At 60.7% G+C, this 20627-nt stretch carries 23 protein-coding genes; 11 read left to right on the top strand and 12 right to left on the bottom strand.

Features of this window, described 5'->3' with window-relative positions; all coding sequences use genetic code 11:
• Positions 1-51 precede the first annotated feature (51 nt).
• Positions 52-384, top strand: coding sequence for a DUF1294 domain-containing protein (locus MRBLRC7O_RS05145; RefSeq protein WP_060724116.1), 333 nt, complete (start codon positions 52-54; stop codon positions 382-384).
• On the opposite strand, the gene MRBLRC7O_RS05140 is transcribed toward MRBLRC7O_RS05145, so the two are convergent.
• Positions 366-875, bottom strand: a complete 510-nt coding sequence (locus MRBLRC7O_RS05140) for a GNAT family N-acetyltransferase (RefSeq protein WP_020012369.1) — start codon at positions 873-875, stop codon at positions 366-368. The genes MRBLRC7O_RS05145 and MRBLRC7O_RS05140 overlap by 19 nt on opposite strands.
• 274 nt (positions 876-1149) lie before the next feature.
• Between MRBLRC7O_RS05140 and MRBLRC7O_RS05135 the strand changes: the two genes are divergently transcribed.
• The gene (locus tag MRBLRC7O_RS05135; RefSeq protein ID WP_059753193.1) at positions 1150-1407 is read left to right on the top strand and encodes a YjhX family toxin; all 258 of its coding nucleotides are present in this window, start codon (positions 1150-1152) and stop codon (positions 1405-1407) included.
• A 69-nt stretch (positions 1408-1476) separates the two neighbouring features.
• Here the strand turns inward: MRBLRC7O_RS05135 and MRBLRC7O_RS05130 are convergent, their stop codons facing one another.
• The 4 genes from MRBLRC7O_RS05130 to MRBLRC7O_RS05115 all read right to left on the bottom strand — a co-directional run bounded on the left by MRBLRC7O_RS05130 (position 1477) and on the right by MRBLRC7O_RS05115 (position 4619).
• Positions 1477-1944: a GNAT family N-acetyltransferase gene (locus tag MRBLRC7O_RS05130; protein ID WP_080866103.1), complete on the bottom strand. Its 468-nt coding sequence runs from the start codon at positions 1942-1944 to the stop codon at positions 1477-1479.
• A gap of 20 nt (positions 1945-1964) precedes the next feature.
• Complete coding sequence (gene gatA / locus MRBLRC7O_RS05125) at positions 1965-3446, bottom strand: Asp-tRNA(Asn)/Glu-tRNA(Gln) amidotransferase subunit GatA (RefSeq protein ID WP_080866102.1); 1482 nt, start codon at positions 3444-3446, stop codon at positions 1965-1967.
• Between the two features lie 55 nt (positions 3447-3501).
• Positions 3502-3789 carry an Asp-tRNA(Asn)/Glu-tRNA(Gln) amidotransferase subunit GatC gene (gatC, locus tag MRBLRC7O_RS05120; RefSeq protein ID WP_003496362.1) on the bottom strand — a complete coding sequence of 96 codons (288 nt, stop codon included), beginning with the start codon at positions 3787-3789 and terminating at the stop codon, positions 3502-3504.
• A gap of 125 nt (positions 3790-3914) precedes the next feature.
• A complete protein-coding gene (locus tag MRBLRC7O_RS05115) occupies positions 3915-4619 on the bottom strand; it encodes a metal-dependent hydrolase (protein WP_003502462.1) in 705 nt (234 codons plus the stop codon).
• An 84-nt stretch (positions 4620-4703) separates the two neighbouring features.
• On the opposite strand from MRBLRC7O_RS05115, the gene MRBLRC7O_RS05110 reads away from it, so the two are divergent.
• Complete coding sequence (locus MRBLRC7O_RS05110) at positions 4704-5006, top strand: alkylphosphonate utilization protein (RefSeq protein WP_003502460.1); 303 nt, start codon at positions 4704-4706, stop codon at positions 5004-5006.
• A 14-nt stretch (positions 5007-5020) separates the two neighbouring features.
• Positions 5021-5500, top strand: coding sequence for a Holliday junction resolvase RuvX (gene ruvX / locus MRBLRC7O_RS05105; protein ID WP_003502458.1), 480 nt, complete (start codon positions 5021-5023; stop codon positions 5498-5500).
• Here ruvX and MRBLRC7O_RS05100 read toward each other — a convergent pair.
• The 6 genes from MRBLRC7O_RS05100 to MRBLRC7O_RS05075 all read right to left on the bottom strand — a co-directional run bounded on the left by MRBLRC7O_RS05100 (position 5452) and on the right by MRBLRC7O_RS05075 (position 10094).
• Positions 5452-5769 (bottom strand): DUF6105 family protein, encoded by a 318-nt coding sequence (locus MRBLRC7O_RS05100; RefSeq protein WP_080866101.1) that lies wholly within the window; start codon positions 5767-5769, stop codon positions 5452-5454. The two genes, ruvX and MRBLRC7O_RS05100, sit on opposite strands and share 49 nt — an antisense overlap.
• Positions 5766-5927, bottom strand: coding sequence for a hypothetical protein (locus MRBLRC7O_RS05095; protein ID WP_020812168.1), 162 nt, complete (start codon positions 5925-5927; stop codon positions 5766-5768). The genes MRBLRC7O_RS05100 and MRBLRC7O_RS05095 overlap by 4 nt, the downstream gene beginning before the upstream one ends.
• Before the next feature lie 249 nt (positions 5928-6176).
• Positions 6177-6821 carry a TetR/AcrR family transcriptional regulator gene (locus MRBLRC7O_RS05090; protein ID WP_003502452.1) on the bottom strand — a complete coding sequence of 215 codons (645 nt, stop codon included), beginning with the start codon at positions 6819-6821 and terminating at the stop codon, positions 6177-6179.
• A 155-nt stretch (positions 6822-6976) separates the two neighbouring features.
• Complete coding sequence (locus tag MRBLRC7O_RS05085; protein ID WP_003502450.1) at positions 6977-7588, bottom strand: GNAT family N-acetyltransferase; 612 nt, start codon at positions 7586-7588, stop codon at positions 6977-6979.
• A 137-nt stretch (positions 7589-7725) separates the two neighbouring features.
• Positions 7726-9378, bottom strand: coding sequence for an acyl-CoA dehydrogenase family protein (locus MRBLRC7O_RS05080; protein ID WP_003502448.1), 1653 nt, complete (start codon positions 9376-9378; stop codon positions 7726-7728).
• 137 nt (positions 9379-9515) lie between these two features.
• On the bottom strand, positions 9516-10094 hold the full coding sequence (locus tag MRBLRC7O_RS05075) for a LysE family translocator (protein WP_035212507.1): 579 nt from the start codon (positions 10092-10094) through the stop codon (positions 9516-9518).
• A gap of 291 nt (positions 10095-10385) precedes the next feature.
• On the opposite strand from MRBLRC7O_RS05075, the gene MRBLRC7O_RS05070 reads away from it, so the two are divergent.
• From MRBLRC7O_RS05070 to dprA, 5 genes are all read left to right on the top strand, one after another.
• Complete coding sequence (locus tag MRBLRC7O_RS05070) at positions 10386-10817, top strand: DUF6841 family protein (protein ID WP_003502444.1); 432 nt, start codon at positions 10386-10388, stop codon at positions 10815-10817.
• A 238-nt stretch (positions 10818-11055) separates the two neighbouring features.
• Positions 11056-11997 (top strand): aspartate carbamoyltransferase catalytic subunit, encoded by a 942-nt coding sequence (locus tag MRBLRC7O_RS05065; protein WP_080866099.1) that lies wholly within the window; start codon positions 11056-11058, stop codon positions 11995-11997.
• Positions 11994-13286 (top strand): dihydroorotase, encoded by a 1293-nt coding sequence (locus tag MRBLRC7O_RS05060; protein ID WP_003502440.1) that lies wholly within the window; start codon positions 11994-11996, stop codon positions 13284-13286. The genes MRBLRC7O_RS05065 and MRBLRC7O_RS05060 overlap by 4 nt, the downstream gene beginning before the upstream one ends.
• Before the next feature lie 48 nt (positions 13287-13334).
• A complete protein-coding gene (gene plsY, locus MRBLRC7O_RS05055) occupies positions 13335-13952 on the top strand; it encodes a glycerol-3-phosphate 1-O-acyltransferase PlsY (protein ID WP_162686132.1) in 618 nt (205 codons plus the stop codon).
• 20 nt (positions 13953-13972) lie between these two features.
• On the top strand, positions 13973-15115 hold the full coding sequence (gene dprA, locus MRBLRC7O_RS05050; protein ID WP_080866098.1) for a DNA-processing protein DprA: 1143 nt from the start codon (positions 13973-13975) through the stop codon (positions 15113-15115).
• Here dprA and MRBLRC7O_RS05045 read toward each other — a convergent pair.
• The gene (locus tag MRBLRC7O_RS05045; RefSeq protein ID WP_020012349.1) at positions 15068-15301 is read right to left on the bottom strand and encodes a hypothetical protein; all 234 of its coding nucleotides are present in this window, start codon (positions 15299-15301) and stop codon (positions 15068-15070) included. The two genes, dprA and MRBLRC7O_RS05045, sit on opposite strands and share 48 nt — an antisense overlap.
• A gap of 258 nt (positions 15302-15559) precedes the next feature.
• On the opposite strand from MRBLRC7O_RS05045, the gene topA reads away from it, so the two are divergent.
• Together topA and rnr are read left to right on the top strand one after the other, a co-directional pair.
• Positions 15560-18244 carry a type I DNA topoisomerase gene (gene topA, locus MRBLRC7O_RS05040; RefSeq protein WP_080866097.1) on the top strand — a complete coding sequence of 895 codons (2685 nt, stop codon included), beginning with the start codon at positions 15560-15562 and terminating at the stop codon, positions 18242-18244.
• Positions 18241-20595 (top strand): ribonuclease R, encoded by a 2355-nt coding sequence (gene rnr / locus MRBLRC7O_RS05035; protein ID WP_080866096.1) that lies wholly within the window; start codon positions 18241-18243, stop codon positions 20593-20595. Before topA ends, rnr begins: the two co-directional genes overlap by 4 nt.
• Positions 20596-20627: the final 32 nt, after the last annotated feature.

Genomic DNA, 20627 nt, shown 5'->3' with positions numbered 1-20627 from the left:
TAGCCCATACCGGATACGCGTTTTTTACGCTTCCCGGTTTCAATTCACGCCATGGTGACGATCGCTCTCTGCTTCACGGCCTATATCGCCTTCAATCTTTTCGTCTTTCTTGTCTATTGGTGGGACAAGCAAGCGGCGAGGAATGGCGAATGGCGTATCCGGGAAAGCACGCTGTTATCGCTTGCGCTCATTGGCGGCAGCTTGGGTGCGATCTCGGCACAACGCCTGCTGCGGCATAAAACACGTAAGGAACCCTTCCGCAGCATCCTGATATCAATCGTGATATTGCAGGTGGGCCTTATCGCATCGCTTGCCATCATGCCAGACTGGCCGATGCGGCTGGTGGATGCTCTGCAAACTCTCTCTCAGAAAGCCGGCCCATAAAGACCACTCTCAACCTCCGCCAATTGCTTCTGCAGGCCTACCGACTGCACTTCGCGATCGAGCTTTGGCGCATAGGAAACGGAGAGCCAGCGGACGCTATAGCCATGGTGGCGGAAAAAGGCGACGGCCGGTTCGTTCTGGGCGTGGGTTTCAAGCCGGATGGTCTCGAACCCCCTGTCCTCTATCAGCCTTTCCACATCACCCAGCAGACGACTGCCGACCCGCCGGCGCTGAAAATCCGGATCGATCCAGAAATCGGAAATCGTCTCGTCAAAATGTTCGCGCGCCGCCCAGCCCGCAACCGAGCCACCGAATTCCGCCACCCTGATTGCCAGCCATGACGAGCGGGTAAAATTGGAAAAGGCGCTGGCCGCATTGTCGTAAAGGGTCGGGGTGATGCCGAGAGCTGCGGTTGCCTGTCGCCATGCCCTGAGGCCGATGGCCGCCAGAACCTCCGCTTCCTGCTCATGCGCATTGCGAATGACGATCAAGCCGCACCCTCCATGGCCGTTGAAATTAAACCATTGCCAGCGCGATTCGACCAGCATGGTTTTCTCACGCCTGGCGGGACTTGACCGCGCCGGGTTCGCCCGCTACCCAAAAGGAGCAAGAACGGAGTTTTTATGTTCGCTCAATCGGAGTCCCGGTAAAGGCCCTGCCCGCAAGTTTATTGCGCGCCGGGCCATGCTGAAACCGAGCCGGTTGCCTTAACGGCACCCGGATTTGTTTTCACGCGTCTATATGACGCCGACCGGACTTCCAAAAATGGACATTTCCCGCGCCGAACAGCGCATTCTTCACCTGCTCGCCCAGGGCGGCAGAATTGAAATCGTTCGAGATGACGCCCACAAAATCGAAAAACTCGCGCTTTATACGCGTGACGGCTGGATTTTCAGCGGCCTCAATCTCCTCACCTTCCGCAAGCTGAAACGGAAGAGAGCGATCGCCTCCTCGGGCGGCAAACCTTACCGCATTACCACGCGCGGGCTGGAACTCGTGAGGGGTGAGTTGGACAACAGATAAATCGACCGGGCGGCGGCAATGCTGTCGCCCGGCATTTCGCCGAGAATCAGCCTCGACCGTAAAAGCGGGTTATGGCGAGAGCCTGCGCTCGAGCTTCACCTTTTCAAGCTCGACTTTCATGATGTCGGACCATTCCATGCCGCGCCAGACGATCTCAAATCCGCAACGCTCGTAAAGACCGATGGCTGCGCGGTTTCTGGCATGGGTGTCGATGGTGGCAAGCGGCAGGCCTTGCGCGCGCATCTTGTTGAGAAAATGAAGGATCAGGGCTTTGCCGATCCCCTTGCCTTGCCAGTTCGGGTCCACCCAGAGATCGGAAATGTGATGCGGCGCCGCATCGCATGCGCCCCAGCCGGCAACCACGCCTCCCATTTCAGCGACGACAACATCACCAGTTGGAGACTTGGCGAAACTCTCGAATTCGCCCCTCACCCGCTCGATGACATCAGGATCGAGATAGCTGTCGTCGAAGGCCTCGCCGGAACGCCAGGCGGCAAAACCGACAAAGCCGACCGCATGGCGATCGGCTTCGTTCATCTGTCTAAGCTTGAGGCCGCTTACCACCACTTGGCGGGGGTGAACTTGCCGGCTGCCTGCTCGATGGCGTGCGCCGTCTTGAACAACGTTTCTTCCTCGAAAGGCTTGCCGATGAGCTGCAGGCCGAGCGGCAGGCCCTTGCCGTCAAGGCCGGCCGGAACCGAAAGGCCGGGAAGGCCGGCCATGTTGACGGTGATGGTGAAAACGTCCTGCAGATACATCTTCACCGGATCGGAGGCGAGTTCCTCGTCGCCGACTGCGAAGGCGGAGGACGGGGTGATCGGCGCCAGAATGGCGTCGACGCCTTCGTGGAAGACGTTTTCGAAGTCACGCTTGATCAGCGTGCGAACCTTCTGCGCCTTCAGGTAATAGGCGTCGTAATACCCGGCCGACAGCACATAGGTGCCGACCATGATGCGGCGCTGCACTTCCTTGCCGAAACCGGCAGCGCGGCTCTTTTCGTACATGTCGGCAATGTCCTTGCCGTCGACGCGCAGGCCGTAACGAACGCCGTCATAACGGGCAAGGTTGGACGAGGCTTCCGCCGGTGCGACGATGTAATAGGCAGGCAGCGCGTATTTGGTATGCGGCAGCGAGATATCGACAACCTCGGCGCCGGCATCGCGCAGCCATTCCACGCCCTTGGCCCAGAGCTTTTCGATTTCTTCCGGCATGCCGTCAACGCGGTATTCCCTGGGGATACCGATCTTCAGGCCCTTCAGCGACTGGCCGATGGCCTTTTCGTAATCCGGCACCGGCAGGTCAACCGAGGTCGTATCCTTGGCGTCAACGCTTGCCATGGTCTTCAACAGGATAGCGGCGTCGCGCACGTCACGGGCGATCGGGCCGGCCTGATCCAGCGAAGAGGCATAGGCGACGATGCCGAAGCGCGAGCAACGGCCATAGGTGGGCTTGATGCCAACGGTGCCGGTGAAGGCTGCCGGCTGGCGAATGGAGCCGCCCGTGTCGGTTGCGGTGGCGCCGGCGCAGAGATGAGCAGCGACGGCAGCGGCCGAACCGCCGGAGGAACCGCCGGGTACGAGCTTCTGCTCGGAACCGTTGGCGCGCCACGGGTTGATGGCTGGGCCGTACCAGGAGCTTTCATTGGACGAGCCCATGGCGAATTCGTCCATGTTGAGCTTACCGAGCATGACGGCGCCCTGATCCCAGAGATTTTGGGTAACGGTGGATTCATATTTCGGCTTGAAGCCATCGAGAACATGCGAACACGCCTGCGTGTGGATGTCACGGGTGGCGAAAAGGTCCTTCACGCCGAGCGGAACGCCTTCCAGCTCGCCCGCCGCGCCTGCGGCGATGCGGCCATCGGAGGCTTTCGCCATGTCGCGCGCCTTTTCAGGCGTCAAGGCAACATAGGCGTTCAGCGCGCCGTTGGCGGCGTCGATGGCGGCAATATAGGCGTCGGTCAGCTCGAGGGCGGAAAACTCTTTCGCCTTCAGCTTTTCGCGGGCTTCGGCAATGGTCAGGCTCGTCAGGTCGGTCATGGTCGGCAACGGCTTTCGAAATCTTGGAAAAATCGGGCGGCAAACGGCGGTCGGATTATTCGACCACTTTCGGGACCATGAAGAAATCCCGGTCGGTCGCGGGCGCATTGGCGACAATGTCTTCCGCCTTGTTGCCGTCGGTCACCACGTCGGCACGCTTTTTCATCTCCACCGGGGTGACTGATGTCATCGGCTCGACGCCGTCGACATTCACTTCCGAAAGCTGCTCCACGAAACCGAGTATGCCGTTCAGCTGGCCGAGCATATTCTGTGCTTCTTCTTCGCTGACTGCGATACGGGCAAGGCGCGCAACGCGCTTTACGGTGGCGAGATCGACGGACATGGTTCTACTCCGGTCAGAATTTTCCTACCCGCTATAATCACCATGTCCGCCATTCGCAACGGTAGAAAGCATGTCGCGTAAAAGTGTGAGGTGCTTTTGCGGTCACGACATGCCTGAGCAAAACGTCAGAAGGACAGCGTATCGCCCGCCTTAGGCGTGTGGACACGGGCTTCCGACCCCTCCATGCCGGTCACGAACTTCTCCGGCGTCTGGTCGATGATCGGGAAGGAACCATAGTGGCAGGGAATGACATTCTCGAACTTGAAGAAGCGTTGGCAGGCAAGCGCCGCGACGGCTCCGCCCATGGTGAAGCGGTCACCAATCGGCACGAGGCCGATATCCGGCTGGTGCAGTTCATTGATCAGCTTCATGTCGGAAAAGATGTCGGTATCGCCCATGTGATAAACGGCCGGACCGTCTTCGAAATGCAGCATCAGGCCATTGGCACTGCCGAGCGAATGGGAGACGCCATCCTCGGTGATCTGGGCGGAGGAATGCAGTGCATTGGTGAAGGTGACGGAAAAACCGTCAAAATGCACCGTGCCGCCGGTATTACCCATATCGACCTTCGCGACACCCTTGGCGGAAAGCCATGCGGCAAGATCGGCATTGGCCAGTACGGTTGCACCCGTCTCGCGCGCAAGCTGAACGGTGTCGCCGACATGGTCGCCATGGCCGTGGGTCAGGAGAATATGAGTGATGCCTTCGGCCGCCGACTTCCCATCCTGTCCGGCAAAACCGGGGTTGCCGGTGAAGAACGGATCGATGAGGATCTTCGCGCTACCGTTTTCGAGGCGGAAGGCGGAATGGCCGAGCCAGGTGATTTTCATGGGAAGTTCTCCTTTGTATTACCGGTATATTATGACATAGGACGGCCTGAACAACCGCACTACCAATATTTAAGAGAGGCGACCATGGCCGCAAATGATGACGAGTACGTGTATGACGAGGCGACCGGTGAATGGCGACCGGCCTCCGAACTGGCTGCAGAAGCGGCGCGTGCGAATGAAGTACGCGATGCGGCGGGCAATGTGCTTGAAGATGGCGATTCCGTCACCCTGATCAAGGATTTGAAGGTCAAGGGCACCAACACGGTCATCAAGCAGGGCACCGTCATCAAGTCGATCCGTCTGACAGACAATCCGGAAGAGATCGATTGCAGGCATGATGCGGTCAAGGGTCTGGTGCTGCGCACTGAATTCGTCCGCAAACGGTAAGGACAGCGCGCGACATGGCAATACTCACCATCGAGGAACTGGCGCAGACGCTTCAGCCCGCGCAGGCAATTGCCGGCCTCGACCTCGGCACAAAGACCATCGGGCTTGCCATGTCAGACCTGTCGCGGCGCTTTGCAACGCCGCGTCCGGTCATCAAACGGGTGAAATTCACGCAGGATGCGGAAGTGCTGCTGGCCTTCGCCGAAAAGGAAAAAGTTTCCGCCTTCATCATCGGCCTGCCCATGAACATGGATGGTTCGGCCGGTCCCCGCGTGCAGGCAACGCGCGCCTTCGTGCGCACCATGGGTGAAAAAACCGCCCTGCCCTTCATCTTCTGGGATGAGCGGCTTTCAACAGTCGCGGCCGAGCGCGCATTGCTGGAAATGGACGTCTCACGCGCCAAACGGGCCGAACGTATCGATTCGGCCGCCGCGAGCTTCATTCTTCAGGGCGCGCTGGACAGGCTTTCCGCACTCACCCGCGCGGCCGACTGACGGCCCTGCCACCAGGCGGCAATCTGCTTTCTCTTGCGGAATGCGAGAAACGCAAAAACGATCAGACTGTCTAGCGCGATGGCGCGCGCCACCAGCGGCGGCAGGCTTTCCGGTGGCAGGCCGAGAATATTGCCGTATATCTCGAACACCAGATCATGGGTCTGCCGCGTCAGCATGTAGAAGCCGAAGCTCATGTCGTAATAGGAAAGCCAGTACCAGCTGCCCAGCAATGCGACGGGACCGGCCCAGAGTATCAGAAACCACTTCATGCCACCTGCCCCCGCGCCAACACCGCATCGGGAAAGCCAGCAAGCACCGCCCAGCGCGCCACGGCCATCAGGCAGAGGTTCAGCGCCGGCACGTCGATATCCAACGGCAGCATCACAAAAAACGTCATCATGACGCCTAAAGCTGTCCAGCGGCTCACTTGCGGCTCCCTTATGCGCAGTCATTGCGCATGGTTAACATTTCGTTAATCCACACTGGACCGGCAGCCCGGGCGAGGCAAATGAAAGCTGTCATTATGGTTAATGACGGGCGGCCGGCATGTGGAAAAGCATGTGATCCCGTGAACGACCGGATGCGCCGGGCGGTTGCCGACCGGGTGAAAACATGGCTGATTTTTCTTTAACGCGCTGGTCCTGAACGTGACCGCCCTACACCTGCTGAAGCCGGTTCAGCCGTAAACACCACGCACCAGTCTTTTGACGGCAGTGGAGATCTTGTCCCAGTCCCGGTCCGATTTGAGCGGCACGCCGGCAAACTGGCCGCTGGTGGCAGCGGAGATGACGAGGTGCTGGATGGCGGCGAACAGCACGGCATTGACCGCCGCTGTATCCACGCCCTTCGGCGCCGCCAGCGAACCGCGCATGCGCTCCAGCCACTTGCCCAGCGACTTGGCGCGGGCTTCGGCCAGCTGACGCACCTGCGGTGAACCGTCAGAGACTTCCCAGGCGATGATCTTGCAGACGAGAGGATCGCTGCGCAGCGCATCCATGAAATAAAGCGCCAGCTTTTCCATGAGATCGCCATAGGTCAAAAGAAACATGCCGCCGGTGTCCTCGGGAATGCGATCCTTCACCCAGGAGCCGAGATCCTCGCCGATCGCCTCGATCAAGCCATCGAGGCCGCCGAAATAACGGTAGATCAGCTGCTTGTCGCAGCCGGCGCGGCGTGCGACGGCGTTGATGCCGAAACCCTGAAATCCCTCTTCGGCGAGCAGCGATCGCGCCGCGTTAAAAATCGCCTTCTCGGTCTGAGCGCGATCCTTGATGCGCTTTTCCGGTCTGTCGGCTGAAATCGCCTCTGCGGTCGCCAGCATGATTCCCTACCCGTTTTCTGAAAGGCCTTTCTCAACGGGTTAACAAAGCATGAAGGGAAGAACAATGTGGCGGGGCGGATGGACGGAAGGTTCCTGTGGATGAAGGGTAGCCGACGTGAACAATCCCGAACCCATGCTCCGCGGAATCAGCCGGTTTATTCCAGCGCCATGCCGAACCAGACGCTGCCGGGCGTCTCATGGCTTTCGAGGCGTTTGAAGCCACGGGTTTCCCAGAAGCGCATGCCCGCATGGTTGCGTTCGCTGGCGCCGAGGTGGATGCCGTAGACGTTGTTCTGTCTTGCCATATCGAGCCAGCGCGACAGAAGCCGGGTGCCGCCGCCCTTGCCCTGCGTGCGCGGCAGCAGGTTCATGTGAATATGGGCCGGAAACGGATCGGTGAGCCAGGTGGGCGTGCGGCGCGGATGGTGGATGAACTGGGCCCGGCGCTGATCGGCGTCCCATGTCTGCTGGTCGCCGCCGGGATCGGGGTAAAGAGTACGCAGATGCGGCCACCATTCCCGCTCCAGCCGCTCTTCGTGCACCGCCGTATCGAGCGCGCCGACAATATAACCGCACACACCCTCCTCATCCTCAGCCACAAAAACGGCATCGGGCCAGAGATGCAGATAGGGCACGGAATAGATGTGCCCGACCATGCGGCCATCATTGTAAAGCGGGGTAGCATCCTGCCCGGCATCGCCGGTGGCAAGGCTTATGGCGTAGAGCGCGTCTTCATCCTCAGCGCGGGCGGAACGGAAGGTCAGCATTGGCAGCCGCCTTCCCTTGCCGCGCATCGATGCGCGAAGCTGTCGTGACAGATAAGAACACGCCTTACGCCATTGCTGTTTGTCAAATCCGAGACCCCTCCCGCCAGGACTGCAAAACCTTCATCCGCATGCATCGGTCAAGATGCAGGCGGATAAAGAAGATCGATTATATAATTCGGATCGAAGCGGGAATCGAGCATGCCGTAAGTATGCCGCCAGCCGCCCGCCAGACGGGTTTCGAGGAAGGCATCGGCGATCTTGCCGGCGCCAAGGCGGCAAAGCTCGGCGGCAGCGGCCGCGAGTGCAAACTGCTCCACCAATAGACGGGCCGCCCCCTCGTCACGTTCGGCAAGGGCGATCGCGGCGCGCAGCACGTCGGTGGTCTTCTTGCCGGCAGGTCCGAGATCACGCTCCAGCGTCTGGAAGACGAGATCGAACAGGTCCTTGCCGCGCTGGAGAACCCGCAGCACATCCAGCGCCATGACGTTGCCGGAGCCTTCCCAGATGGCGTTGACGGGCGCTTCGCGATAGTGGCGGGCAATCGGCCGCTCTTCAACGTAACCATTGCCGCCAAGGCACTCCATGGCCTCGTAGATGAGGGCCGGCGCGATCTTGCAGCACCAGTATTTCACGATGGGCGTCATCACCCGCGCATAGGCGGCTTCGGCCGGATTGTTGCGGGCGGCATCAAACGCCGTCGCCAGCCGGAAGGAGAGCGCAGTGGAGGCCGCCACATCCAGCGCCATGTCGGCGAGAACGCGCGTCATGATCGGCTGGGTAACCAGCATCTTGCCAAAAACCGAACGACCGCGGGCGTAATGCACCGCTTCGGCAAGCGAGGCGCGCATCATGCCTGATGATGCCAGCGCGCAGTCCAGCCGCGTCAGCGTCACCATGTCGAGGATCGTGCGGATGCCGCTGCCGGGATCGCCCAGCAGATAACCGAACGCATCGGTGAATTCGACTTCGGCTGATGCATTGGAGCGGTTGCCGAGCTTGTCCTTCAGGCGCTGGAAGTGCAGGCCGTTCTTCGAACCATCCTCCAGATAACGCGGCACAAGGAAGCAGCCCATGCCGTCGCCCATCTGGGCGAGCATGACGAAACCATCGCTCATCGGCGCAGAGAGGAACCATTTATGGCCGGACAGACGATAGATGCCCTCACCCACCCGCTCCGCCGTGGTGCGATTGGCGCGCACATCCGTGCCGCCCTGCTTTTCCGTCATGCCCATGCCGATAGTGACGGCGGTTTTCTGCAGGCCCGGTTTCTGCGAGGAATCATATTTGCGCGACAGGATCTTCGGCGCCCATTCCTTCTGCACGCGCGGCGAGGCCATGATGGCGGCAACGGAGGCGCTGGTCATGGTGAGCGGGCAGAGATGGCCAGCCTCGAGCTGCGAGGTCAGGTAGAATTTCGTGGCGCGCGCCTTGTGTTCATTGCCGCGCGTATCGGGAGAGTTCTCCCAGACGCTGGAATGCAGGCCCGATGACATGGAACGGCGCATCAGCGCGTGCCAGGCGGGATGGAACTCGACCTGATCCAGACGTTCGCCGCGCGGGCCGTGGGTGTGCAGCTGCGGCACGCCCTGATTGGCCATGCGCGCCAGCTCCTGCGCCTCATGCGAAGTGACGTAGCGGCCGAGCTGGTCGAACTCGTCCCTCAGATTGCGCGACAGGCCGGACGTGAGATCGACGATCAGCGGATCGGAACGATAGGCGTTGATACCGGACCAGAGGCTTGGCTGGTTCAGTTCGGCGAGCGTTTCTTCTGTCCGGGAATTCTGGGTCATCCGCTGCTTCTAGCTGTTTTGTACTGGCGTTGCATAGTGGGGTGATATTGCATAATTCCACCCGCAGGAAGCGATTGAGACGATTAAACCGCCGCTTTCAGCATTTTTCGGGAGTGCCCCTGATTTAGGTATCCGGCCTAGAGAATGCCAAACACGTTTCCGGCAAGACCGAGCGACAGCACCAGAAGGAAGCCCGAGGCGGTGCCGCGCACGAGCCTCGGCGAAGACTGGCCCGCATGGCGGATGAGAAGCGCCCCTGCAAACAGCCACACAAGCGCCGCGAAAGCCACGAGAGCAGAAAACAGCAGTATATATGGCCATATCTGGGTCAGCGGCGCCTGTGGCAACAAGACAAGGCCGACGATCAGCCCCTTCGGGTTAAGACAGGTGGTGACGAAAACCCGACGAGGAGTGATCGCCTCACCGATTGGCGCCGAAGACGGCAGGGTCCACAGCCGAACGGCCAGAAATGCGACCCAGATGGCGGCACAGAGCTTGATGGCCTGCGCAAGGCCCGTATGCATCTTCAGAAAATCGGAAAACAGCACAGCAAGCGCAAGGATGACCAGCAGATAGCCGGCGATTTCACCGATCATCAAAGGCAGCGACGCTCGGACACCACGACCGGCACCGGAAAGCGCCAGAAGCGTGTTCGTCGGGCCAGGCGTCAAAAGCAGGGCCAGTACGGCCAGGGCGAAAACAGAATAGGAATGCATTGCGATAATTCCAGTCAACTGCGTCAAAGGCCGGATCTGGCCCGAGAATTCCACCCGAAACTGCCCAATGCCGCAGGGCGGCGCCATGATATAAAGCAAGCGGCGAAACATTCCCAACCCGGACCAAATGTCGGGTTCCGCACGGTCAATCCGCTCCGCTTGCGGCAGGCATCCGATCCCGTTTGAAGCACCATCGTCAGAGATTCTGCATAGGCCGCCGCCTGATATGGAACTTGCGACGGGCTTTTTCGGTTGGCGACTTGCTGAACGGCTGCACAGGGGGAGGAAACCATGGAGACCAGCGTGAGAAAGCTCTTCGAGCGGTATGAGCGATTTTTCAACAAGTCTCTCAAAGGCGACATGGATATGGAGGAGGTCGCCTCCCTCTATGCCTCCGACTTCATCGCCGCATCCCCTGCCGGAGTGATGACCGGAAAGAACGACGACCACTTAAAGCAGGTCATGAAGAAGGGTTATGACCGCTATCGAGCGATCGGAACGAAGGAGATTCGGATCCGCAATATCCGTATCTCGCCGATCGATGAACATCATTGCGTCGCCCACGTTGCCTGGACAGCGAACTTTACCCGCAAGCAACAATCGGATGTCGCAATCAACTTCGATGTTCACTATTTTGTCCAGAGGCTGGAAGGAGCGCCGAGAGTTTTCGGCTGGGCGTCAGGCGACGAGCAGGCGCTTTTGAAGGAGCATGGCGTCATCTGATGCATGCTCGGACCATCGTCAGGCCACTTGTCCACTAGGGTTGGGGAAACATCGCCATGTTTTCATTTCAGGGGTTGCGGGCGCTTGCCCCGCGACCGTGCAATCTCTATAGAGCGCAGGACCGAATTCCGCGGCACTCCTGAGGCGTGTTCACAGCGAATGGGAGCGCACGGATCAGCATTCGGGCGTTCCGGGCATTTTCACGGGAAAATGCGGCGCCCGTCAGGAGGCAAACCGCATGGTCTTCTTCCCCCATCGCCATCTCCTCGGCATCAAGGGGCTTTCCCATCAGGATATCACCCTGCTTCTCGACAAGGCCGATGAGGCGGTGAAAATCAGCCGCCAGCGCGAGAAAAAGACCTCGACGCTCCGGGGCCTCACCCAGATCAATCTGTTCTTCGAAGCCTCGACGCGCACGCAATCCTCCTTCGAGCTTGCCGGAAAGCGCCTCGGCGCAGACGTGATGAACATGTCGGTTGGCAATTCCTCGGTGAAGAAGGGCGAGACGCTGATCGACACGGCGATGACGCTGAACGCCATGCGCCCGGATGTGCTGGTCGTGCGCCACTCCTCCGCCGGCGCCGCCGCTCTTCTCGCACAGAAGGTCGCCTGCTCCGTGGTCAATGCCGGCGACGGCCAGCACGAGCACCCGACACAGGCCCTGCTCGATGCGCTGACCATCCGTCGCGCCAAGGGCCAGCTTTCGGGTATCACGGTGGCGATCTGCGGCGACGTGCTGCATTCGCGCGTGGCTCGCTCCAACATCATCCTGCTCAACCAGATGGGCGCGCGCGTGCGCGTCGTCGCCCCTGCCACGCTTCTACCATCAGGCATTCGCGACATGAGCGTGGAAGTCTTCCACGACATGAAGGAAGGGCTGAAGAATGCCGACGTGGTGATGATGCTGCGGCTGCAGCGTGAACGCATGTCCGGTTCCTTCGTGCCTTCGGTGCGCGAGTATTTCCATTACTACGGTCTCGATGCCGAGAAGCTGAAAGCGGCGAAAGAGGATGCGCTGGTCATGCATCCCGGCCCGATGAACCGCGGCGTGGAAATCGCCTCAGAAGTGGCCGACGGTCCGCAGAGCGTCATCGAAAGCCAGGTGGAAATGGGGGTTGCCGTGCGCATGGCCGTCATGGAAACCCTGCTTGTCTCGCAAAATCAGGGTGAGCGCGTATGAGTGCCGTTACCGTTCTCAACAATCTCCGCATCGTCGATCCTTCCCGTAATCTCGACGAGACCGGCAGCATCGTCATCGGTTCCGATGGCGCTATTCTCGCAGCCGGCAAGGATGCGCATAATCAGGGCGCACCTGAGGGTGCGACGGTGCGCGACTGCAAGGGGCTGCTGGCCGTTCCCGGCCTGGTGGACGCCCGCGTCTTCGTCGGAGAACCGGGTGCCGAACACCGCGAAACCATCGAATCCGCCTCGCGCGCGGCAGCGGCCGGCGGCGTCACCAGCATCATCATGATGCCCGACACCGATCCAGTCATCGACGATATCGCGCTGGTCGAATATGTGAAAAAGACGGCGCGCGACAAGGCGCTCGTCAACGTCCATCCCGCAGCAGCCCTGACCAAGGGTCTGAACGGCGAAGAAATGACCGAGATCGGCATGTTGAAGGAAGCCGGTGCAGTTGCCTTCACCAACGGCCGCAGGGCGCTTTCCGACACGCTGGTGCTGCGCCGCGCCATGACCTATGCGCGCGAACTGGGCGCCGTCATCGCGCTTGAAACCCGCGACAAATATATCGGCGGCGGCGATATGAATGAAGGGCTTTTCGCAAGCTGGCTCGGTCTGTCGGGCATTCCGAAGGAAGCCGAGATCATTCCGCTGGAGCGCGACCTGCGCATTGCCGGGCTGACGCAGGCGATCTACCACGCCGCCAAGATTTCCGTTCCGGAATCGGCAGAAGCGATCCGCGTTGCGCGGCAGCGGGGCGTAAAGGCTACCTGCGGCATCTCGATCAATCACCTCACCCTCAATGAGAACGATATCGGCGAGTACCGGACCTTCTTCAAACTCTCGCCACCGCTGCGCGCCGAAGACGACCGCAAAGCCATGGTGGAAGCGCTGAAGGACGGCACGATCGATATCATCGTCTCCTCGCACGACCCGCAGGATGTCGATACCAAACGCCTGCCGTTTTCGGATGCGGCGAGCGGCGCGATCGGGCTTGAAACCCTGCTAGCGGCGGCGCTGCGCCTGCATCACAGCGGCGAGGTTCCGCTGATACGGTTGATCGATGCGCTCTCCACCCGCCCGGCCAAAATTTTCGGACTGGATGCGGGAACGCTGAAGGCTGGCGCGAAGGCCGATATCACGCTGATCGACCTCGACGAACCGTGGCTTGTGGCCAAGGAACAGCTGGTCTCGAAATCCAAGAACACGCCGTTCGAGGATGCCCGTTTCAGCGGCCGCGCGGTCGCCACTTATGTGGCTGGCAAAGCCGTTCATTCCTTGGCATAAGATCACCAACAGAGATCACGCGGCCGGCGCGACAGAGGGGACGTTTGAATGAGTGCTTTGACTGACTGGCAGACGGCGCCTGCCCTTCTCGCGCTGGCAGCGCTGATTGGCTATCTGTTCGGTTCCATCCCCTTTGGCCTCATTCTCACCCGCATGGCGGGGCTGGGCGACGTGCGCAAGATTGGCTCCGGCAATATCGGCGCGACCAATGTGCTGCGCACCGGCAACAAGAAACTTGCGGCGGCTACCCTGCTGCTTGACGCGCTGAAGGGCACGGCGGCCGTGCTGGTCGCCAATGCGCTCTGGGGTTATGAGGCTTCGCTGGTCGCCGGTTTCTTCGCCTTTCTCGGCCACCTGTTTCCGGTTTGGCTCGGCTTCAAGGGCGGTAAGGGTGTGGCCACCTATATCGGCGTGCTCCTGGGCGTAGCCCCGCTGATGATGCTGGCCTTTGCCCTGATCTGGCTCGCGACCGCCTTCATCACCCGTTATTCCTCGCTGTCGGCGCTGCTTGCCATGCTGGTTATTCCTGTGGCCCTCTGGGTGCTCGGACCTGAAAAGACGGCGCTGCTGGTGACGCTGCTCAGCGTTATTTCCTGGTGGAAACACCGCGAGAATATTACGCGCCTGCTGGCAGGCACTGAAAGCAGGATCGGGCAAAAGGGCTGAGACCCATTTGAGGATATGCCATGCCGCATGAGGAAACGACACGGCAGGGCATAGAGCTTTCCGCGCGGCAGCGTGTCGCCTGGCTGAGGCTGATCCGCAGCGACAATATCGGTCCCGTTACCTTCCGCGAACTCATCAATCATTTCGGCAGCGCCGAAAAGGCGCTCGACGCCCTGCCCGAGCTTTCACGGCGGGGCGGCTCCTCCCGCAGCCCGCGCATCGCGACACAGGCGGAGGCGGAAGGCGAGATCGAAACCGCTGACAAATTCGGCGCGCGTTTCATCGGCATCGGCGAACCGGATTACCCGCCTGCCCTGCGACATCTGGATGGCGCACCACCGCTGATCGCCATGAAGGGATCGGCGGATGCGGCGACAAGGCCCTGCGTCGGCATCGTCGGCTCGCGCAACGCCTCCATCAACGGTGCTAAATTCGCCGCCATGCTGGCGCGCGATTGCGGGCGGGCCGGTTATGCGATCGCCTCCGGTCTGGCGCGCGGCATCGATGCGGCGGCGCACCGGGCAAGCCTTGCAACCGGCACGGTTGCCATGCTGGCAGGCGGTCTCGACCGTCCTTACCCGCAGGAAAATTTCGGGCTGTTGCAGGAGATATACGATCAGGGCGGCGCGACGATCAGTGAAATGCCCTTCGGCTGGGAACCGCGCGCGCGTGACTTCCCGCGCCGCAACCGCCTGATATCAGGCGTCTCGCTCGGCGTCGTCATCGTGGAGGCGGCGGAGCGCTCGGGTTCGCTGATCACGGCGCGTCTCGCCGGCGAAGCGGGACGGCTGGTTTTTGCCGTGCCCGGCTCCCCACTTGATGCACGCTGCGAGGGCACCAACCGGCTGATCAAGGAAGGGGCGATGCTGACCACGGGGGCCGACGATATTCTCGAGGCGCTGCGACCGCTGATGGAGCCGCAACTGCCCTATGACCGCAAGATCGAGGAACCGAGATCCGACACGGAGATGTCACCACCAGGGGACGACGAGCGCAGCATCATCGCCGCCGCTCTCGGTCCCTCGCCCGTGGAAACGGACGATATCATCCGTCACACGGGTTTCTCCGCTGCCACCGTTCATCTGGTGCTGCTGGAGCTTGATATTGCAGGACGTCTAAACCGGCATGCCGGGGGGCGCGTGTCGCTCTTCATCGCGGATTGACAGCTTGCGTCGTCCGCTCTGGATATCACCGACTTCGACATAGGCCATCTCGATTAGATAACACAGCATGTCGGCGCCCTCGCGGCTGGCGACCTGGCGCAGCTCCGCCAGCATCTGGCGAATGTAAGCCAAGTTCTCTCTGGTCCCTTCATTGTCGGCATTATTGTTTGTTGCGTTCGGGACCATATATTTATCCTAAGAATTACGCCTGAAACGAAGAGCATTAAGTAGATTCAAATGATGTTGCCCATCATAACCAATTTACCAAAGATTGCAATACAACAATAGATTATCCATAGGTTGCAATCACCTTGGAGTGATAAAATCGGCCTTGCCTCTTGACCCGCGCGCATTACCTGTCCATGTCGAAATATAAAGAAGGCCAATTGCGGCATCGCGCGGCGATCCGGCCATGTTAACGGACCAGTTCCAGAGAAAAACAATATGAATGTCGTCGTCGTAGAATCTCCTGCCAAAGCCAAGACGATCAACAAGTATCTTGGCCCGGGCTATAAGGTTCTTGCATCCTTTGGCCATGTGAGGGATCTTCCTGCCAAGGACGGATCGGTGCTGCCCGACCAGGATTTCGAAATGTCCTGGGAAGTCGACAGCGCTTCCGCCAAGCGCATGAAGGATATTGCCGATGCGGTAAAATCCTCCGACGGCCTCTTTCTCGCAACCGACCCGGATCGCGAAGGTGAAGCCATTTCCTGGCACGTTCTCGATCTTTTGAAGAAGAAGCGCGTTCTCGGCGACAAGCCGGTCAAGCGCGTGGTCTTCAACGCCATCACCAAAAAGGCGGTGCTGGATGCCATGGCGAACCCGCGCGACATCGACATTCCGCTGGTAGACGCCTATCTCGCCCGCCGTGCGCTGGATTATCTCGTCGGCTTCAACCTGTCGCCGGTGCTGTGGCGCAAGCTGCCCGGCGCGCGCTCGGCCGGCCGCGTGCAGTCCGTTGCGCTGCGTCTCGTCTGTGACCGCGAATCCGAGATCGAGCGTTTCGTTTCCGAAGAGTACTGGAATATCAGCGCGCTTTTGAAGACCCCGCGCGGTGACGAGTTCGAGGCCAAGCTGGTTTCCGCTGACGGCAAGCGATTGCAGAACCGCGCGATCAAGACCGGCGAAGACGCGAACCGGCTGAAGACGCTGCTGGACGGCGCGACTTATGTGGTCGACAGCGTCGAGGCGAAGCCCGTCAAGCGCAATCCCGGCCCGCCCTTCACCACATCGACGCTGCAGCAGGCGGCCTCCTCGCGCATGGGCTTTTCCGCCTCGCGCACCATGCAGGTGGCGCAGAAGCTTTACGAAGGCATCGATATCGGCGGCGAGACCGTCGGTCTGATCACCTATATGCGTACCGACGGCGTGCAGATGGCGCCGGAAGCGATCGATGCCGCCCGCCTTGCCATCGGCGAGCAGTTCGGCGACCGTTACGTCCCGGAAAAGGCGCGTTTCTATTCCACCAAGGCCAAGAACGCCCAGGAAGCGCACGAAGCGATCCGCCCGACCGATTTCAACCGCACGCCGGATCAGGTGAAGCGTTACCTCGATCCCGATCAGCTGCGCCTTTACGACCTGATCTGGAAGCGCGGCATTGCGAGCCAGATGGCCTCTGCCGAAATCGAACGCACCACGGTGGAAATCCTTGCCGACAAGAACGGCGAAAAGGCCGGTCTTCGTGCCGTCGGCTCGGTGATCCGTTTCGACGGTTTCATCGCCGCCTATACCGACCAGAAGGAAGATGGCGAGCAGAGCGACGACGGTGATGACGAAGGCCGTCTGCCGCCGATCAACGAACGCGAAAACCTCGCCAAGCAGAAGATCAATGCCAGCCAGCATTTCACCGAACCGCCGCCGCGTTATTCGGAAGCCTCGCTGATCAAGAAGATGGAAGAGCTCGGCATCGGCCGTCCTTCCACCTATGCGGCGACGCTGAAAACGCTGAGCGACCGCGAATATATCGTCGTCGACAAACGCAAGCTGATACCGCATTCGCGCGGCCGGCTGGTGACGGCTTTCCTCGAAAGCTTCTTCACCAAGTACGTCGAATACGATTTCACCGCAGCCCTTGAAGAAAAGCTCGACCGCATCTCCGCCGGCGAACTGGACTGGAAGCAGGTTCTGCGTGATTTCTGGAAGGATTTCTTCGCCCAGATCGAAGATACCAAGGAACTGCGCGTCACCAACGTTCTCGATGCGCTGAACGAGGTTCTGGCGCCGCTGGTCTTCCCCAAGCGCGAGGACGGGTCCGATCCGCGCATCTGTCAGGTTTGCGGCACCGGCAATCTTTCGCTGAAGCTCGGCAAATATGGTGCTTTTGTCGGTTGCTCCAACTATCCGGAATGCAACTATACACGCCAGCTGACCTCGGACGGTTCGGAAGCCGAAGCTGCCGCATCGAACGAGCCGAAGGCGCTGGGCGCCGATCCGATGACTGGAGAAGAGCTCACGCTCCGCTCTGGCCGTTTCGGGCCCTATATCCAGCGTGGCGACGGCAAGGAGGCCAAGCGCTCCTCGCTGCCCAAGGGCTGGAAGCCTGAAGATATCGACCACGAAAAGGCTCTGGCGCTCATCAACCTGCCGCGCGATATCGGCAAGCACCCCGAAACCGGCAAGATGATCTCGGCCGGTCTCGGCCGCTACGGACCATTCCTGCTGCATGACGGTTCCTACGCGAACCTCGAAAGCATCGAGGACGTGTTCGCGATCGGCCTCAACCGGGCAGTAACCGTCATTGCCGAGAAACAGAGCAAGGGACCGGGACGCGGCCGCAGCGGCACGCCGGCTGCTCTGAAGGAACTGGGCGACCACCCCGATGGCGGCGCGATCACTGTTCGTGACGGGCGTTACGGCGCTTATGTGAACTGGGGCAAGGTCAACGCGACCATTCCAAAGGGACAGGACCCGGCTTCGGTGACGCTGGACGAGGCGTTGGTGTTGATTGCCGAGCGTATTGCCAAGACCGGCACCGGCGGCAAGCCCGCAAAGGCCAAGAAGACCGCTGCCAAGAAGGCCGATGGTGACGCCGCGGCGAAGCCGAAGGCAACCAAGGCCAAGGCCGCAACAAAGAGCAAGACGGCCGCCAAGCCGAAGGCAGCGGCCAAACCCAAGAAGGCAGCAGAGTGAGCAAGGCGCCGCGTCAGAGACAGGGTTCCGCCAGCGACGGTTTCGGACGCACCGGGCGCGGCAAGCGTGTGAATGAAGGTGAAGGCATCATCCATGGCGAGGTGCCTTCACGCGATGTGCTGCTGAAATTCATCGCCGACCACCCGCAGCAGGCCTCCAAACGCGAAATCGCCAAGGCTTTCGGCCTGAAGGGTGAAAACCGCGTGGTCCTGAAGGCGCTGCTGAAGGAGCTTGAAACCGACGGCATGGTCCAGAAGAGCCGCAAGTCTCTGACACGCCCGGGCGGCCTGCCGCCTGTGACGGTTCTCGACATCACCACCCGTGACAAGGACGGCGAACTGATCGGCCGGCCGGCGGAATGGCCGGAGGATCAGGGCGCGGCACCCGCCGTACTCATCCGCCAGTCATCGCAGGACCGCGGCAAGAAGGCCCCGGCAGCGGGTCTTGGCGATCGTATTCTGGCGAAGATCTTCCCCTCCAAGGAAAGCGCCGGCCCGGCCTATACGGCCCGTGTCGTGAAGCTGATCGACCGCCGCCAGAACGCGCTGCTCGGCGTATTCAAGGAGACGGCAGGCGGCGGCGGACGGCTGATGCCGATCGACCGGCGTGGCGAGGAAATGGTCATCGACCCCGATGGCGTCGGCGATGCAAAGGATGGCGATCTGATCGAGGTGGAAACCTCGCGCAACAGCGGTCGTTATGGCCTGACGCGCGCCAAGGTTCTGTCGGTCATCGGCTCTGTCGCCTCCGAAAAGGCGATCTCGATGATCGCGATCCATTCCCACGGCATTCCGCATATCTTCCCCTCGAACGTTCTTGCCGAGGCGGATGCCGCCAAGGCGGCCAGCATGTCGCACCGCGAGGACTGGCGCGACCTGCCGCTCATAACCATCGATCCGGCCGACGCCAAGGACCATGACGATGCGGTCTATGCCGAGCCCGACACGTCTCCCGACAATCCTGACGGCGTCATCGTCACCGTCGCCATTGCCGATGTCTCCTGGTATGTGCGGCCCGGTTCGCCGCTGGACCGCGAGGCGCTGAAGCGTGGCAATTCCGTCTATTTCCCCGACCGCGTCGTGCCGATGTTGCCGGAGCGCATCTCCAACGATCTCTGCTCGCTGAAGGAAGGCGTCGACCGCCCTGCCCTAGCTGTGCGGATGACCTTTTCGAAGGAAGGCCGCAAGGCGGGCCACACCTTCCACCGCATCATGATGAAGAGCGCGGCGAAGCTTTCCTACCAACAGGCACAGGCAGCCATTGACGGCACGCCGGACGACAAGACCGGTACGCTGCTGGAACCTATCCTGAAGCCGCTGTGGCATGCCTATGAGGTGATGAAGCGCGGCCGTGACCGCCGCCAGCCGCTGGAACTCGACATGCCGGAGCGCAAGATCCTGCTTCGGCCTGATGGTACGGTGGACAAGGTCGTCATTCCCGAACGCCTCGATGCGCATAAGCTGATCGAAGAAATGATGATCCAGGCGAACGTCGCCGCCGCCGAGACGCTGGAAAAGAAAAAGCAGCCGCTGGTCTATCGCATCCACGATGCGCCCACGCTTTCCAAGCAGGAGGTTTTGCGCGAATTCCTTGGTACCATCGGCATTACCATGGCCAAGGGAGCGGCCATGCGCGCCAATTCCTTCAATGGCATTCTGGCCCGCGCACTCGACACGCCGCACCAGATCATGGTCAACGAGATGGTGCTGCGCAGCCAGAGCCAGGCGATCTACAGCCCCGAGAATATCGGTCATTTCGGCCTCAACCTGATGAAATACGCGCATTTCACCTCGCCGATCCGTCGTTATGCCGACCTGATCGTGCATCGCGCGCTGGTGGGCTCTCTGGGGCTCGGCGAAGGCGGCATCACCCCGCAGGAAGAAGCGACGCTGGACGATATCGCCGCCGAAATCTCCACCTTCGAGCGCCGCGCCATGGCCGCCGAGCGCGACACCATCAACCGCCTCATCGCGCATCATCTGTCTGAACGGGTGGGCGAAGAATTCGAGGGCCGCGTCGGCGGTGTCACCAAGGCGGGACTTTTTGTCGCGCTGCCGCAATTTGGTGCTGATGGTTTTGTTCCTATATCTACACTCGGAACCGATTATTTCCTCTATGATGAGGCCCATCAGGCCCTGACAGGGGAAAAGACCGGCCTCGGCTACCAGCTTGGCGATACGGTTCAGGTGCGGCTTGCGGAAGCGGTGCCTTTGGCAGGTGCGCTGCGTTTCGATATGCTGAGCCCGGGGCGCAAGATGCCGGTCGGCTCGCGGTCGTTCCACAAGGCAGGCCGGCGGACATCTCGTCTTGCCGCCAAGCCTGGAACACGTCCGCCGAGAAGGCGACGATAACAAGACCGCTGCAGGCGGTTGAACGAACGGGA

Source organism: Agrobacterium radiobacter (genome assembly GCF_040801995.1).
Taxonomy (GTDB): domain Bacteria; phylum Pseudomonadota; class Alphaproteobacteria; order Rhizobiales; family Rhizobiaceae; genus Agrobacterium; species Agrobacterium radiobacter.
Note: the sequence above shows the minus strand (reverse complement) of the source record. Positions and strands in the feature narration are given on the sequence as shown.

What these genes read in the sequence shown, in the direction of transcription:
- MRBLRC7O_RS05145 (WP_060724116.1), top strand. Translation starts at nt 52, where the DNA reads ATGGTGACGATCGCTCTCTGCTTCACGGCCTATATCGCCTTCAATCTT.
- MRBLRC7O_RS05135 (WP_059753193.1), top strand. Translation starts at nt 1,150, where the DNA reads ATGGACATTTCCCGCGCCGAACAGCGCATTCTTCACCTGCTCGCCCAG.
- MRBLRC7O_RS05130 (WP_080866103.1), bottom strand. Translation starts at nt 1,944, where the DNA reads ATGAACGAAGCCGATCGCCATGCGGTCGGCTTTGTCGGTTTTGCCGCC.
- gatA (WP_080866102.1), bottom strand. Translation starts at nt 3,446, where the DNA reads ATGACCGACCTGACGAGCCTGACCATTGCCGAAGCCCGCGAAAAGCTG.
- gatC (WP_003496362.1), bottom strand. Translation starts at nt 3,789, where the DNA reads ATGTCCGTCGATCTCGCCACCGTAAAGCGCGTTGCGCGCCTTGCCCGT.
- MRBLRC7O_RS05115 (WP_003502462.1), bottom strand. Translation starts at nt 4,619, where the DNA reads ATGAAAATCACCTGGCTCGGCCATTCCGCCTTCCGCCTCGAAAACGGT.
- MRBLRC7O_RS05110 (WP_003502460.1), top strand. Translation starts at nt 4,704, where the DNA reads ATGGCCGCAAATGATGACGAGTACGTGTATGACGAGGCGACCGGTGAA.
- ruvX (WP_003502458.1), top strand. Translation starts at nt 5,021, where the DNA reads ATGGCAATACTCACCATCGAGGAACTGGCGCAGACGCTTCAGCCCGCG.
- MRBLRC7O_RS05100 (WP_080866101.1), bottom strand. Translation starts at nt 5,769, where the DNA reads ATGAAGTGGTTTCTGATACTCTGGGCCGGTCCCGTCGCATTGCTGGGC.
- MRBLRC7O_RS05090 (WP_003502452.1), bottom strand. Translation starts at nt 6,821, where the DNA reads ATGCTGGCGACCGCAGAGGCGATTTCAGCCGACAGACCGGAAAAGCGC.
- MRBLRC7O_RS05085 (WP_003502450.1), bottom strand. Translation starts at nt 7,588, where the DNA reads ATGCTGACCTTCCGTTCCGCCCGCGCTGAGGATGAAGACGCGCTCTAC.
- MRBLRC7O_RS05080 (WP_003502448.1), bottom strand. Translation starts at nt 9,378, where the DNA reads ATGACCCAGAATTCCCGGACAGAAGAAACGCTCGCCGAACTGAACCAG.
- MRBLRC7O_RS05075 (WP_035212507.1), bottom strand. Translation starts at nt 10,094, where the DNA reads ATGCATTCCTATTCTGTTTTCGCCCTGGCCGTACTGGCCCTGCTTTTG.
- MRBLRC7O_RS05070 (WP_003502444.1), top strand. Translation starts at nt 10,386, where the DNA reads ATGGAGACCAGCGTGAGAAAGCTCTTCGAGCGGTATGAGCGATTTTTC.
- MRBLRC7O_RS05065 (WP_080866099.1), top strand. Translation starts at nt 11,056, where the DNA reads ATGGTCTTCTTCCCCCATCGCCATCTCCTCGGCATCAAGGGGCTTTCC.
- MRBLRC7O_RS05060 (WP_003502440.1), top strand. Translation starts at nt 11,994, where the DNA reads ATGAGTGCCGTTACCGTTCTCAACAATCTCCGCATCGTCGATCCTTCC.
- plsY (WP_162686132.1), top strand. Translation starts at nt 13,335, where the DNA reads ATGAGTGCTTTGACTGACTGGCAGACGGCGCCTGCCCTTCTCGCGCTG.
- dprA (WP_080866098.1), top strand. Translation starts at nt 13,973, where the DNA reads ATGCCGCATGAGGAAACGACACGGCAGGGCATAGAGCTTTCCGCGCGG.
- MRBLRC7O_RS05045 (WP_020012349.1), bottom strand. Translation starts at nt 15,301, where the DNA reads ATGGTCCCGAACGCAACAAACAATAATGCCGACAATGAAGGGACCAGA.
- topA (WP_080866097.1), top strand. Translation starts at nt 15,560, where the DNA reads ATGAATGTCGTCGTCGTAGAATCTCCTGCCAAAGCCAAGACGATCAAC.